Consider the following 13,956-nt stretch of genomic DNA (forward strand, 5'->3'; position numbering starts at 1 on the left):
ACCGTTGCCATACCGTCAACCCGCCAGGCGGGCTTCACGGTGTGTGCGGGCCCTTGCGGCGAATCAGCGACACCCGCTCAACCACAAGGGTTGGCCAGTGAACTCCGTGCCCAACAAATAGCCGTTGCCGTCTTGCACGTAGGTGATGGCTTCTGCCTGGGCCTGGCTCCCGCTCGGAACCTCGACGAGCTGTCCTTGCAACAGGTCCTCCAGCCGCGCGGCGTCGGGGCGGCGCAGCTCGTACGCGCGCGAGTAGGTGCGCAGCAGCAGCCGCTCACCGGACGGATGCAGGGAGGCCGCGGTGGTGGCCCGGTCCATTCCCAGCGGCGCCGTCAGCGTCCCCAGCTTCCGGGCCTGGATGGCGGTGTCCGCGCGCAGGCCCTCCAGCGCGAAGACCTCACCCAGGGAGTCCAGCGTCTTGGTGATGACGGCCAACCTGCCGGAGCGGGCGTCGATGATGACCGACTCCGCGTCGCGGGGCCCGTCCGGGTACCTGAAGGGCAGCACCTCCACCGGCACCGTGGCGTCCTCGAGCGCCTCCGGTTCGGGCAGCCGGTAGAGCCGCACCTGCTCCCGGCGCGCGAAGTTGTCGCCGATGTCCGCCAGGTAGACGCAGCCGCGCGACGCCCCCGGAGCGCAGGGCCCCACCGTGACGGCCTCGATGTCGCGCGGGGTGGCACCGGTGAGCGTCAGCCGGGCGAGGATGGTGCCCTTCGCGTCCATCGCGAACAGCTCGAAGTCGTGGCCGGAGTCGTTGTGCGCCCAGAAGGCGCCCACGTGGCGCTGGCTGGCGGCCAGGCCGGAGAGCTCGGGCAGCACGTCGGGCACGGCGCCGGACCGCTGGGGTTCGCTGTAGCGCGTGCACCCCGGCACGCCCTGGGCCGGGACCTGGCGCGTCGCCTCGGGCGGGGGCGCCGCGGGCGGCGGCTTGGAGCGGGAGCACGCGCCCAGCACTCCGGCCAGCAACGCCAGGAGGAGACGGCGCGGCACGTCAACTGTCCAGGTCGAGCAGCTTCGCCAGCGTCTTGGCATCCGCGTCCGGGAAGCGGTACGCGGACATCTCCTCCAGCGTCACCCAGCGGTGGTCATGCACGCGCAGGTGCTGGACCTTCTCCGAGGGCCGTGACAGCCGGCAGTGGAAGACGCGGAAGTCGATATCGTAGTTGGGGTACTCGTGGTGGGTGTGCATGGCCTGACCCAGCACGTCCACCTCCACGCCCATCTCTTCCTGGATTTCCCGGGCAAGGGCCTCGGCGTCCTCTTCGCCCTCCTCCACGCGCCCGCCGGGGAACTCCCAGAGCAGCGGCAGCGACGCGGTGGGGGGACGCTGGGTGATGAGGTAGCGCCCCTGCTCGTTCTGGAGCATCGCACCGACGACACGGACCTGACGGCGGGCCATTCGCTTCTCCTCTTTCTGGCGGGACACCGGGGGAGGGGCGAACTAACACAGCCCTCGCCCGGCGCCAATGCCGCAACCCCAGTCGCCCAGCCTGCGCACGTCCGGGCCGCCCGGCCACCCTCCCCCTGAACCGTACAATCACCGCCGACGCCCGGGGGGGCTTGCCCCGGCCGCCCGCCCCCCGGGCAGTGTTCGGGGCCATGCGCCAGCGCACCGGCATGTGGTGAATTGGATGACGAGAACGCGAGAAGGCGTCATGCTCGGCCCATGACGACGAGTCGTAGGGAAAGGGCCGAGGTGCTCGGAGCGGCACTGAAAGCCGCCCGCCAGCAGGCGGGGCTCGGCATGGAGGAGGTCGCCGAGCAACTGGAAATCCCCGTGGAGGTGCTCGCTCGGGTGGAACGGGGGGTGATGGTGCCGACCATCCCCACCCTGACGCGCCTGTGTGTGATTCTGAAGCTGGACCCGGACGTGCTGCCCGAGCTGCCGGAGATGAGTGACTGACGTCCGGGCGTGGCCGTCCAAGCTCCCGGCCCCGAGTTCCCACGCCCATGCGCTGCCCCACCTGCCATCGCCGCGTGGCTGAGCGCTGTGCGCTCCACGGCCCGGTCGAAGCACGTGCCCCAGGCCCCTCGCCGGAGCCTCCGGAGGTGGCTGGCTACGTCCTGGGAGCGCCGCTGGGGCGCGGTGGGTTTGGACGGGTGTTCGCCGCGCGGCATGAGGTGGATGGGCAGGACGTCGCGCTGAAGGTGTTGGAGCCGCTCGCGGGAGAACGGCTGGGGCGGGAGCTGGAGGCCCTGCGCCGCGTTGGCCCCCCCGCCGTGCCGAGGCTGCTGGGCGAGGCCACGACGCGCGCCGGTGAGCGGGTCATCATCATGGAACGCATCGAGGGCCTGACGCTGGCTCGGCGGCTGATGACGCTGCCGGGCGCCGGGGCCCTGCCTTGGGCTGATGCGGCGCCGCTGATGCGAGCCCTGGCGGAGGCGCTGGCCCAGGTCCATGCCGCGGGCGTGGTGCACCGGGACCTGAAGCCGGAGAACGTCGTGCTGTCCGACGAGCGGCTCGTGCTGCTGGACTTCGGGCTCGCGCGGCTGACGGCCCAGGATGAGGCGGAGGGGCTTTCGCCGGGACTCACGCGGACGGGGCAGCGGCTGGGGACCCATGAGTACATGTCACCCGAGCAGTGCCGGGACGCGCGGAACATCGACGCGCGCGCGGACCTGTATGGGCTGGGGGTCATGTTCTTCGAGCTGCTGTGTGGGCGGCCCCCCTTTGTCGGAGAGGCGGCGGCGGTGCTCCAGGCGCATGTCTCGCGGCGGCCTCCGGCGCTACGGACGCTCGCGCCGTGGCCGGTGCCCGCGGCGGTGGAAGCACGGGTGCAGCGGCTGCTGGCCAAGGCGCCCGAGGACCGGGGTGACAGTGCGCGGTCGCTGGCGGAGGAGCTGCGCGGGCTTCAGGACGCGGGAGCTGTGCAGGGCATGCCGGCGACACACGCCCACCACGCTGCGCCTGGGACGAGCACAGGCCCTTCGACCGCCGCGACACCCGACACCCACCGAGCGACACACGAGGTGGCGCTCCTCGGCGTGAGGTCGTCGCTGGATGCGCCGGCCTTGCAGGCCCACCTCGCGGGGAGCGGCGTCCTCCTCGCGCGCGTGGAGCCGGGCCTCTGCCTCTTCGCGTTCCCCCACGAAGCCTCGGTGGAAGCCGGGCTGCGCGCCGCGCTCCGGGCAGCAGCGGTGCTCAGCGCCGCGCTCTCCCCCGACGCGACGCTCGCGCTTCATTCCGCGCCGCTGCGCGTCCGCGAGCGTGCGGGCCGGCTGACCGTGGGGGGCGCGGCGGTGGAGCGACCCGAGCGGTGGTGGCCATCGCCGGACGCCACCCTCACCCCGGAGTCCGTCACATTGACGGCCAGCGCCCGAGCGCACCTGGGCGACCTGCCCCACAGCACGCCGCGAGGGGCCGCGCTGATACCTCCCGACGTCCTCCTGGGCCGGGACGCGGAACGGCAGTGGCTGCGCGAAGCCCTGTCGCGCGCGCGGGCCCAGGGCTCGCCCGTCCTGCGCACCCTCCTGGCGGAAGAGGGGCTGGGAAAGACGCGCCTGCTCACGGCGTGGTGGAGCGAACTGGAGGGCATGCCCGGCGTCTCCGTGCGCTTCGTCGAGGCGCTCCCCGATGAAGGCAGCGCGAGCGAGAGCGGGCTGCGAAGTCTCATCACCACCGTCCTCGGCCTGCCCTCGCAGACGCCCTCGGATGAAGCCCTGCGCCGGCTGCTCGCGGACGCGCGTCCCCCGGTGGACGTGGGCTCCGTGCACCCGGCGGCGCGCAGGCAGTGGGTGGCGCGGGCCATCGCGGCGCACCTGTGGCGGCTGGCGGCCACTCAGCCCCTCGTCCTGCTGGTCGATGACGCGCACACGCTGGACCCCACGGCCCTGGACGCACTGGAGCTGGCGACACTCTCCGGCGAGGGCGCCCCCCTGTGCGTGGTGCTCGCCGGCCGGCACCGGCTGCTGAGCCTGCGGCCCTACCTTGGCGAGCGCGCACGAGACGCCGCGCAGCAAGAGCTCTCTCCCCTTGCGGAACACGATGCGCGCGAGCTGCTTCGCCAGTTGCTCCGCCCGGTGGACCTGATCGCCGAAGGCGTGTTGCGCGAGCTGGTGGAGCGCTGCGGAGGCTCGCCGCTGCGCATGATGGAGACGGTGCGCGCCCTCCGAGGCGCGGGCGCCATCCGGACCCGTCCGGATGGGGGTGGCTACCTCGCGGCGGACGCGCTGAACGGGCTGGCTCCGGAACGACCGGGCGCGGACGAGCGGCTCGCCGAACGCAGCCTCGCGGCCCTGCCCCCTGGCCTGCGCGCCCTGCTCCAGATAGCGGCGCTCCTGGGAGACGACGTGCGGCTGGAGGAAGTCACCGCCACGCTCGCCCACCTGGAGGCGGACCCGTCCCTGGACCTGTCGCTGGACCCAGGCGTCGCGCTGGAGCGGCTGGCACGCGCGGGCACGCTGGAGCCCCGAGGGCCGCGACGCTGGCGCTTCGAGCACACCACCCTGCGCGAAGCCTTCACCGCGCTGCTCCCGCCGCCCCTGAAGCGGCGCATCTGCGCGGCCGTCTTGCGCGCCCTGCCCGCCACGCCCACCGCCCGAAGGGCGCGGCTGGCCGAGGCCGCCGGAGACGCCCTCCAGGCCACCTCCCTCCACTGGAGCCTGGCCGAGGCCGCGCGCCACGCGCACCGGCTCCTGGAGGCGGAGCGGCACTACTCGGCCGCCCTGTCGCTGGTGCATCGCGACGAAGAGGCCGTCCGACTGGAGCTGCTGTCGGGCCGAGGCCGCGTGCGCTACCGCCTCCAGCGCATCGACGACGCCGTGGAGGACCTGCGCGCCGCCCGCTTGCTGACCGAGGCCCACCGCGACGTGGTGCGCGAGGCGGACTTGCTGTTGGAAGAAGCCACCGCCCTGGACTGGCAGGACGACGCGACAGGCTCCACCGCGCTGCTGGAGCAGGCCCTGCAGTGCTTGAAGGACGGCGTCCCCCCGGAGCTGGCTGCGCGCCATGCCCTGGCGCAGGCGCGCGTCCTCGTGCGGCAGGAGGACATCACCGGCGCGGTGCCCGCGCTGGAGCGCGCCGTGGAGGCCGCGCGGTCCGGGGAGGACTCGGAGACGGAGGCCATCGCCCTGGCCATGCTGGGCGCGATGCTGGCGTGGACCGACCGGCTGGACGAAGCCTCGCGCCGCTTCGACGAAGCCATCGCCCTGTGCGAGGCCACCGGCGACACCCTGCACCTGGGCGTGGCCCTCAACAACCGGATGGTGCTGCATGTCCAGCGCCGGGACGCGGCGGGCGCTCGCGCGGACCTGGAGCGCGCGGTGACGCTGGGGCGCGAATTGGGCAACGTTCAGATTGAGCGGACCTCCGCCTTCAACCTCGCGCTGCTGCTCGGCTACCAGGGCCGGGCCGTGGAGGCCTTGCCCCTGGCGCGGCGGGCCGGAGTGCTCAGCCAGCGCTTCTTCCCCCGGTCCATGGCCCAGGATGCCCTGCTGGTGGCGCGCCTGTGCTGCGAGCTGGACGACCTGCCCGAGGTCGCACGTCAGCTCGCGTGGCTCGAGGAGCCGGACACGCGGGAGCGCCTGTCACCTCCGGACGCGCTGATGCTGTCCGTGGTCCGGCGCGTCGTGAGCGAGGCGCAAGACGCCCTGCCCTACGGCGCGGAGCCCTGGGCACAGCTGGTGGAAGCCTCACGCCAGTTGGCCACGCCTGACGAGCGGCTGGAGATACTCGTCTGGGCGGCACGCGCGGCGCGCAAGGCCGGAGACCTGGTGACGCTGCGGGCCCGGGTCGCGGAGGTCGAGGAGACCGCACGCGAAGCGCCGCTGTGGACGGACCGCGTCCGCGCGCTGATGGCCCCGGCCGACAGCCCATGACGTGACGGCCGCGCCCGCTCCCGGGGCCGTGAACCGTGTTAGCACCGGGGGTTGCAGCCAATGAACCGGAGGGACGTCCCATGGCCGGTGGGCCCCCACGCGAACACGCCGTATCCCTGTACGGAGACGAACTTCAACCCGGAGCGCTGGTGGGCGACTGGGTCATCGAGTCATGCGTCCACGCGGGCGTGACGGCGTGGCTCTATCGCGCGTCGCACCTGTCCACCCGGGCTCCCGCCGCGGTGAAGGTGGTGCGTGCCGAGCTCAACCACGTCACCCACGTGCTCCGCCGCTTCCAGCAGGAAGCGGACACGCTCCGGGCGCTGCGCCATCCCCACATCGTGGCGGTGCTCGAGCACGGCGACCTCCGCGACGGACGCCCCTGGCTGGCCATGGAGTGGCTGGAGGGCGAGAGCATGGACCAGTGGCTCACGCACCGGGGCCCCTTCTCCCTCGCGGAGGCGCTCACGGTGATGGAGGAGCTGGGCGGCGCGCTGCACTTCGCCCATGGCCACGGCATCCTGCACCGGGACCTCAAGGCGCAGAATGTGATGGTCCTCCCCCGGGCGGAGGGCTTCACGGTGAAGCTGGTGGACTTCGGCATCGCCCGCGTGGAGCCACCGGAGGGACTCTCCGGCCTGACCTCCGGCGGCGCCGTGCTCGGCACGCCCGTGTCCATGGCCCCCGAGCAGATTCGCGGGCAGGCCGTGGACGCACGCACCGACCTGTACGCGATGGGCGTGCTCCTCTACCAGCTCCTCACCGGAGGCCTGCCCTTCGAGGGCACCAGCGCGGTGGAGGTCGAGGAGCAGCACCTCCATGCGCCGCCGCCGCACCTGGATGAACGGGGGCACGCACCGCCAGCGCTGGACGCCGTGGTCCAACGGTGTCTCGCGAAGGCCCCTGGGGACCGCTGGCCGGACGTGCCCACCTTCCTCGATGCCCTGCGCGCGGCGCTGGCGCCCACCCCGGATGAGCCCTGGGCCGTGGCTGTCTTCGTGGACCTCCGCTTCCCGGCGGCCCTGGACGAGCCCACCGACGCGGACCTGGATGCCAGGGACGCCGCGATGGACGCGACGCGCACCGAGCTGGAGAACCGTGGCTGGCCGCTCGCCATGGAGAGTGGCAATGCCGTGCTCGCGTGGCGCGCACTGCCTCCTGCACTCACAGCCCGTGCCTCCACCTTGGAGGAAGCGCGCCAGGTGGCGGACGCGCTGTCGCGGCGAGCCCGCGAGGCCGCGGGTGACAGCGTGGAGGTCCGCGTCTACGCGCACGCGGCCCCGTGTGAGCTGAGCACGGACGCCCAGGGCCACCCCAGGTTGGCGGGCGGTGCGTTGCTGCGCCTGGAGTCCTGGGCTTCGGGGGGCACGGCGGGCGAGGTCCTGCTGTCGGAGGCGCTCGCCAGCCGCTGAGCGCGCTACGTCCGCAGCCGGTGCCGGCGCAGCAGGCGGTACAGGTACACGCGGTCCATGTCCGCGGCGGTGGCGGCCTGGGACACCTTGCCGCCGTGGAGCTTGAGGAGCGCATCCAGGTACTCGCGCTCGAAGACCTCCAGCGCGCGGCGGCGGGCCTCCGCGTAGGGCTGCTTCGGGTCCACCAGGCTGCGCAGCACCGCTTGCGCGCTCACCTCGTCGGCGTCCGGCGGCATGGCGTCCTGGAAGACGAGGCACCGCTCCAGGTGGTTGCGCAGCTCGCGCACGTTCCCCGGCCACGCGGCGTGCTGGAGCTGCGCGATGAACTCCGGCGTGCTCAGCGCCGCGAGCTGCTCGGCGCCGGCCCCGAAGGCGGTGAGGATTCGCTCCGCGATGAGGGGGATGTCCTCGGGCCGCTCCCGCAGCGCGGGGATGATGATGCGCACCACCGCGATGCGGAAGAACAAGTCGGAGCGGAAGCGCGCCGCGTTCACCTCGGCGCGCAGGTCCCGGTGCGTGGCGGCGATGACGCGCACGTTGACGGGTTGGTACCCGTTGGCGCCCAGCCGGCGAATCTCCCTGTTCTCCAGGACGCGCAGCAGCTTCGGCTGCAGCTCCGCGGGCAGCTCGCCAATCTCATCCAGGAAGATGGTGCCGCCGTCCGCCTCCTCGAAGGCGCCCACGCGGCGCTGGATGGCACCGGTGAAGGAGCCCTTCTCGTGGCCGAACAGCTCGCTCTCCAGCAGGTTGCCGGGGATGGCGCCGCAGTCCACGGTGAGGAAAGGCCCCGAGGCCCGGGCGCTGGTCTGATGGATGGCGAAGGCCGCGCGGCTCTTGCCCGTGCCCGTCTCCCCCTCCAGCAACACCGTCGCGTCGCTCGCGGCGGCGCGCTCCATGAGGGCGAAGCTGGCGCGCGTCACGGGGGACGCGCCGACCAGCTCACCGAACGTCGTGCGCTCGGAGATGAGCAGCCGGTTCGTCTCCGGGCTGAAGTCGAACCGGACGCTCACTCGGCCCAGGCGCAGGATGCTGCCGCCACGAAGGTACGCGTCGCGCACGTGGACGCCGTCGAGCACGGTGCCGTTCCGGCTGTCCAAGTCCCTCAGGCGGGCGCCGTCGTGGTCGACCTTCACCTCGCAGTGGAAGCGCGAGACGGTGGGCTCCTCGATGACGAAGTCATTGAGCCCATGCGAGCCGATGGAGAACGTGTCCGCGTTGCTGTCCTTGGACTGCCCCTGCTGGGGACCTTCGAGGACGGTGAAGCGGAAGCGGCGCACAGCGCCCGTGGTCCCAGGCCTTCCTGTCCCCGTGGGCCGCGTCTGCTGGACGGAATCAGGCCCCTCGGCTGGACGGCCCGCCCCCTGGGGTCGCTCGGTGTGACTCATAAGGACCGAACGCTATCACCGAGCACGTCGCGCCAGAGGGCCGTGTGGCCACTTGACCTACCCGAGGCCCCATTCGACGACGAAGTCCGGCCCGTCCTCCGCGCTGGACAGCCGGGCAAGCGACGCCGGCCGTTCGTCCCCCGTCCACAGCCCGACGAGGTCGCCCAGCAGCCAGTGGGACAGCGAGCGCGCCACGCGCTGCACCCCGTCTCGCGGCACGCCCGACAGCGAGCGCTGCGACTCCATCAGCGCGCGCACCGTGCGCGACGGCACCACCCAGCACTCGGCCCGAGGAAACGGAGGCGTCAGGAACAGGCAGAACGCGGCATCGGTCCGCAGCAACTGCGCGTCCAGGTGCTCGCGGCCCAGCCGGAAGGCGGGCAGCCACTGGCCTTCTCCGCGCTGCTCGAGCTTCACCACCTGCACGGACACCACGCGCCGCGTGCGCAGGAAGTCGCCCACCGCCACGTCCAGGACGAACGCCACCTCCACCCCAGGTCGCGCGGCGGCCAAAGGCTGAGGGACGGCGTCCGGAGCCGCCTCGCCGTCCACCGGGACAGGCACGGGCTCGGGCGCTGGCTCACGGCGCCGGACCGTCATCGACAGCTCGAACGGCGTGGGCTGCCCCTGGGCCATCAGCGCGGCCACGTCCGCCTTCACTCGCGCCAGCTCGGCGCTCAGCGCGTTGAGCAGCTCCGCCGCCAGCGCCCCGGTGTCCTCGCGGAAGCGCTCCGGATAGCGCGAGGAGAACTCCGCCTCCACGCGGCCCAAGGCGCCCAGCAGCAGCTCCTCCAGGTCCCGGTCACGCAGCCAGGTCCGCCCGCCGAGCGGCACCGCCCGAGTCACATGCAGGTGCCGCAGCGCCTCCGTCAACGTCGCGGGGCCCGAGTCCCGCGAAGGCTCCACGGGAGCGCCCGGCTTGCCCTTCGCCGGCGGGCCCTGGAACCAGGACTGGAGCGTCCGGACGCGGAGGCGAACGCGCGACGACGGGTGCTCCTTCAGTCGCTTCACCTGACGCCGGTCGGTCGCGGTGCGGACCAGCGCCAGCACCGTGAGCTCCGCCTCGGATGACGCGGCATCCGGAGCGCACCAGAGGAAGAACTCGATGGCCGCCTTGCGCAGCACGGGCTTGCGCCCCACGCGGTCGGCGACCTCCTGACGCCACGCCGCCAGCTCGTCCAGACCGGGCCGCACGGCGCCGGGCATGAAGCGAGGCCACAGCTCGGCGCACTCCTCCGCCAGCCAGTGGAGCGGGTCGAAGCCCGGCGCCCCTGGCTTGAGCTTCGACAGCGCGCGCTTGCGGCGCTCGAAAGCATCCGGCGCGCCCTTGCGCACGGAGGCGCGGAACAACCGCTCCTCCAGCCACAGCAGCGTGAGCACCAGCCCCGGCTCGCCCTTGCGCAGCGTGGCCTGGCAGTGGTCGAGCACGAAGCGCGCGGGGCCCAGGTCCGCCGACGCCTCGAAGTCGCCGTTCACCAGCGCGCCCAGCGCCCCGCGCAGGCCGTCCACCGGTGGCGCGTCGAAGCGCGCCAGCAGCTCGCACAGGTTCTCCACCACTTCGGGAGGACCGCCGGCCTCCAGCGTGCGCGACAGCAGCAGCCCCGCCCGGGCGCACCAGTCCGGCTCCTTGCGTCCCCCGGGGTAACACGCCAGGAAGCCGCTCATGCCGCCGCGGCCCCCCGGCGACGTCGCCAGCGCGAAGAGCCGCTCGGCCAGGACCTCCGACGCTTCCCGCCACGGCAGCCGCGCGGCCCGCGTCCGGATGAACTCCGCCAACCGGTCGCGCCCGTCCGCCGCCGTCGCGGGCATCAGCGCGCGCAGCTGCTCCAGCAGCGCGACGGACTTCGCGCCGGTGCCCAGCACCTGACGCAGGTCCACCTCCACCGCGCCGTGGAAGCGCAAGGCCCGGCCGTCGAAGGTACACGGCGCGTCGCCGACGAGGGACTGGAGCGCGTCCGGGTGCCGCTTCAGGATGCGCGTCAGCACCGTGGTGATGGTGGCCTCCGTCTCACGCCGCACCCGCGCCGCCGTGTCCGCGTCCCCCACTTCCAGCAACGCCGCCAGCATCGTCTCCTGCCGCGCCATCAAGCGCGGCAGCAGGCCCCGGGGCGGCGCGGCGTAGGGCCACAGCAGCTCACTGCACGAGGAGAGCAGGAACAACAGCTCGCCGAAGGTCCGCTCGCCCTCGTCCAGTCGGCTCCAGGCGGCGGCCTGCGCCAGGGTGCGCTCGTCCAGCGAGGCGCCTTTCACCCAGCTCGCGAAGGACTCGCGCCACTGGGTGGACGCGGCCATGGCCTCCGCCGCGGGCGTCCCCGTCACTGTCTCATAGAGGGACCGGAGCGACTCCGGCCACCCGGTTTCAATGACGGGTTGCATGCTCTCTCACGCGCCTCATGCCACCGCGCCAACGGGCAGGGCCCGCGACTCTCCGGCCGGGGTGATGCTGATGACCACCGACTTCGACGTGGGCGTGCGGCTCTTCTCCGCGAAGCTGTTCACGGGGACGAGGACGTTGGCCTCGGGGAAGTAGGTGGCCGCGCACCCGCGCGGGATGTTGTACGGCACCACGCGGAAGCCGCTCGCCAGACGAGTCTCACCCTCGAAGTGGCTCCGCAGGTCGACGAGCTGGTCCGCGGCCAGCCCCCGCGCCTTCATGTCGGCGGGATGCAGCAACACCACCCGGCGGCCATTTCGGATGCCGCGGTAGCGGTCGTCCAACCCGTACACCGTGGTGTTGAACTGGTCATGCGTGCGCAGCGTCATCATCAGGAGCTGTCCCGGCTCCAGGGCGATTGGCCGCAGCGCGTGCACCGTGAAGTGCGCCTTGCCGCTCTTCGTGGTGAAGCGCCCCTCGCGCGGACCGTTGGGTAGCGCGAAGCCGCCCGGCGCCCGCACGCGGCGGTTGAAGTCGTCGAAGCCGGGGATGACGCGCGCAATGTGCTCACGGATGCGGTCGTAGTCCTCCACCAGCGCCAGCCAGGGCACGCGCGAGCGCGCCCCCAGCACCGCCGTCGCCAGCCGGGCGACGATGACGGGCTCGCTGAGCAGGTGCTCCGACGCGGGCGCCACCGAGCCCCGCGAAGACGACACCACGCCCATGGAGTTCTCCACGGTGACGAACTGGGCCCCGGCGGCCTGCACGTCGCGCTCGGTGCGGCCCAGGCACGGGAGGATGAGCGCCCGCCGTCCGTGGACCAGGTGCGAGCGGTTGAGCTTGGTGGACACGTGGACGGTGAGGCGCGTGCGGCGCAGCGCCTCGGCGGTGAACTCCGTGTCCGGCGTGGCGGACAGGAAGTTGCCACCGAGCGCGAAGAACACCTTCACCCGGCCGTCCTGCATGGCGAGCAGCGTGTCCACCACGTCCATGCCGTGGCGGCGCGGCGGCTCGAAGTCGAACTCCCGCGACAGCGCCGTCAACAGGGCCTCGGGCGGCTTCTCCCAGATGCCCATGGTGCGGTCGCCCTGCACGTTGCTGTGACCGCGCACCGGGCACAGGCCCGCGCCCGGCTTGCCGATACCGCCGCGCAGCAGCGTCAGGTTGACGATCTCCTGGATGCACGCCACGCCGTTGCGATGCTGCGTCAGCCCCATGGCCCAGCAGAAGATGGTGCGCTCGGAGCGCGCGAGGATTTCCGCAGCCGCCAGGACCTGCGCGCGCGGCACCCCGCTGCCCTCCTCCACGTCCTCCCACTTCACCGCGCGCATGTGAGCCGCGTAGGCCTCGAAGCCCAGCGTCTTGTCGTCGATGAAGCCCTTGGCCACCACCGAGCCGGGGTTCGCGTCCTCCAGCTCGAACAGCGCCTTGGCCATGCCCTGCAGCAGCGCGGCGTCGCCGTTGATGCGGACCTGGACGAACAGGGTGTTGAGCGCCGTCCCCGGCCCGATGAGGCGCAGCACGTCCTGCGGGTGCTTGAAGCGGTTGAGCCCCGTCTCCGGCAGCGGGTTGACGCTGACAATCTGGCAGCCCCGGCGCGCGGCGGCCTCGAGCGACGACAACATGCGCGGATGGTTCGTCCCCGGGTTCTGCCCGATGACGAAGATGGCGTCCGCGTGGTCGAAGTCCTCCAGCGTGACGGTGCCCTTGCCGATACCCACCGTCTCGTTGAGGGCGGAGCCGCTCGACTCGTGGCACATGTTCGAGCAGTCCGGCAGGTTGTTGGTGCCGAACTGCCGCACGAAGAGCTGGTAGAGGAACGCCGCCTCGTTGCTGGTGCGCCCGGAGGTGTAGAAGCTCGCGGCGTCCGGCGTGTCGAGCGCGTTGAGCTCCTCGGCCACCAGCGCGAAGGCTTCGTCCCAGGACACAGGCTCGTAGTGGGTGGCCCCCTCGCGGAGCACCATGGGGTGCGTCAGCCGGCCCTGCTTGCCCAGCCAATGGTCCGTCTGGAGCGAGAGGTCCACCACGCTCCACTGGCGGAAGAACTCCGGCGTCACCCGCGCGGACATGGCCTCTTCCGCCACGGCCTTGGCGCCGTTCTCACAGAACTCCGCCATGGAGCGGTGTCCCGGGTCCGGCCACGCACAGCCGGGGCAGTCGAAGCCCTCCTTCTGGTTCACCTTGAGCAGCAGCTTCGTCCCGCGCACCGCGTCCATCTCGCCGTAGACGTGTCGCAGGGCGGAGATGATCGCGGGGAAGCCGCACGCCACCGTCGCGACGGGCCCCACGGAAGGGCCACGGGCCTCCTCGGGCGGCTGGGCGCGGGGCGTTGCCTTCGTGAGCACGGACGACGCTTGCGCGCCAGGCCCCTGTGCGTTCCGGCTCCCGTCGTCCATGGCACTCCCTCCAGGCGTCGCGCGGCCGGCTGGCTGGCCGGTCGCGGCTGTGGACTCTACCGCGCCCTGGGCGCGCGGGAATGTTCATGGAACGCCTGGCACCTCCCCCGGCGTGCGGCGGCCACTCCGGGGCCCCCATGCCCGGCCGAGCCCCTGGCGGGACCTGTCTGCGTTGCCAGGAACGTTCGCGGTCCAGAACGTCAGGAGACACGCCCTGGGCAAACGCATGACGCGAGGAGGCCAGCAGATGAACGGCAGGCGCGATGACGACCGGCGATGGGGAGACAAGGCGCGGGAGCAGCGGCCCTCGAGGGACTGGGAGGACGAACCCACCCACCCGAGGGGCACCCGGGCCCGCGCCCCGGAATGGGACGAGCACGGCTACGAGCGCGGGCCCGACTTCGAGCGGGACCCACGCGCCCTGGACCAGGGCCGCGACTTCGACCTGGACCGGGAGCTGGACCGCCGCGCCCGGCAGTTCGACCCGGAGCGCATCGCCAGACGGCCCGGCTACAGCCCGAGCGGCACGTTCCGCGACGTCGCGGAGGACTGGCGCCTGGAGCCGCCCTACC

The 13,956-nt window shown here is 72.7% G+C and carries 8 protein-coding genes and 1 pseudogene; 4 read left to right on the top strand and 5 right to left on the bottom strand.

The genetic code is table 11. The annotated features are described in order from the left end of the window. Positions 1–63: 63 nt before the first annotated feature. Both HV824_RS20860 and HV824_RS20865 read right to left on the bottom strand, forming a co-directional pair. Positions 64–990, bottom strand: a complete 927-nt coding sequence (locus HV824_RS20860) for a hypothetical protein (protein ID WP_176424043.1) — start codon at positions 988–990, stop codon at positions 64–66. A 1-nt stretch (position 991) separates the two neighbouring features. Then, complete coding sequence (locus HV824_RS20865; RefSeq protein WP_176415125.1) at positions 992–1,399, bottom strand: (deoxy)nucleoside triphosphate pyrophosphohydrolase; 408 nt, start codon at positions 1,397–1,399, stop codon at positions 992–994. A gap of 297 nt (positions 1,400–1,696) precedes the next feature. Between HV824_RS20865 and HV824_RS20870 the strand changes: the two genes are divergently transcribed. From HV824_RS20870 to HV824_RS20880, 3 genes are all read left to right on the top strand, one after another. Continuing rightward, positions 1,697–1,903, top strand: coding sequence for a helix-turn-helix domain-containing protein (locus HV824_RS20870; protein WP_237078560.1), 207 nt, complete (start codon positions 1,697–1,699; stop codon positions 1,901–1,903). A gap of 146 nt (positions 1,904–2,049) precedes the next feature. After that, the gene (locus HV824_RS20875; RefSeq protein WP_368738087.1) at positions 2,050–5,817 is read left to right on the top strand and encodes a protein kinase; all 3,768 of its coding nucleotides are present in this window, start codon (positions 2,050–2,052) and stop codon (positions 5,815–5,817) included. Positions 5,818–5,897: 80 nt separating this feature from the next. After that, positions 5,898–7,229: a serine/threonine-protein kinase gene (locus HV824_RS20880; RefSeq protein WP_176415127.1), complete on the top strand. Its 1,332-nt coding sequence runs from the start codon at positions 5,898–5,900 to the stop codon at positions 7,227–7,229. Positions 7,230–7,234: 5 nt separating this feature from the next. Here the strand turns inward: HV824_RS20880 and HV824_RS20885 are convergent, their stop codons facing one another. Genes HV824_RS20885 through HV824_RS20895 form a run of 3 tightly spaced genes read right to left on the bottom strand, consistent with a single transcriptional unit; the run spans position 7,235 to position 13,384 of the window. Beyond that, on the bottom strand, positions 7,235–8,614 hold the full coding sequence (locus HV824_RS20885) for a sigma 54-interacting transcriptional regulator (protein ID WP_176424045.1): 1,380 nt from the start codon (positions 8,612–8,614) through the stop codon (positions 7,235–7,237). 57 nt (positions 8,615–8,671) lie between these two features. Then, positions 8,672–10,990 (bottom strand): hypothetical protein, encoded by a 2,319-nt coding sequence (locus HV824_RS20890; RefSeq protein ID WP_176415129.1) that lies wholly within the window; start codon positions 10,988–10,990, stop codon positions 8,672–8,674. Between the two features lie 15 nt (positions 10,991–11,005). Beyond that, a complete protein-coding gene (locus HV824_RS20895) occupies positions 11,006–13,384 on the bottom strand; it encodes an FdhF/YdeP family oxidoreductase (RefSeq protein ID WP_176415130.1) in 2,379 nt (792 codons plus the stop codon). A gap of 247 nt (positions 13,385–13,631) precedes the next feature. Between HV824_RS20895 and HV824_RS20900 the strand changes: the two are divergent. Continuing rightward, positions 13,632–13,956: pseudogene (locus HV824_RS20900) on the top strand (phospholipid-binding protein); the annotation flags it as partial.

Origin of the sequence: Myxococcus sp. AM009 (assembly GCF_013372605.1) — a bacterium.
GTDB classification, from domain to species: Bacteria; Myxococcota; Myxococcia; order Myxococcales; family Myxococcaceae; genus Myxococcus; species Myxococcus vastator.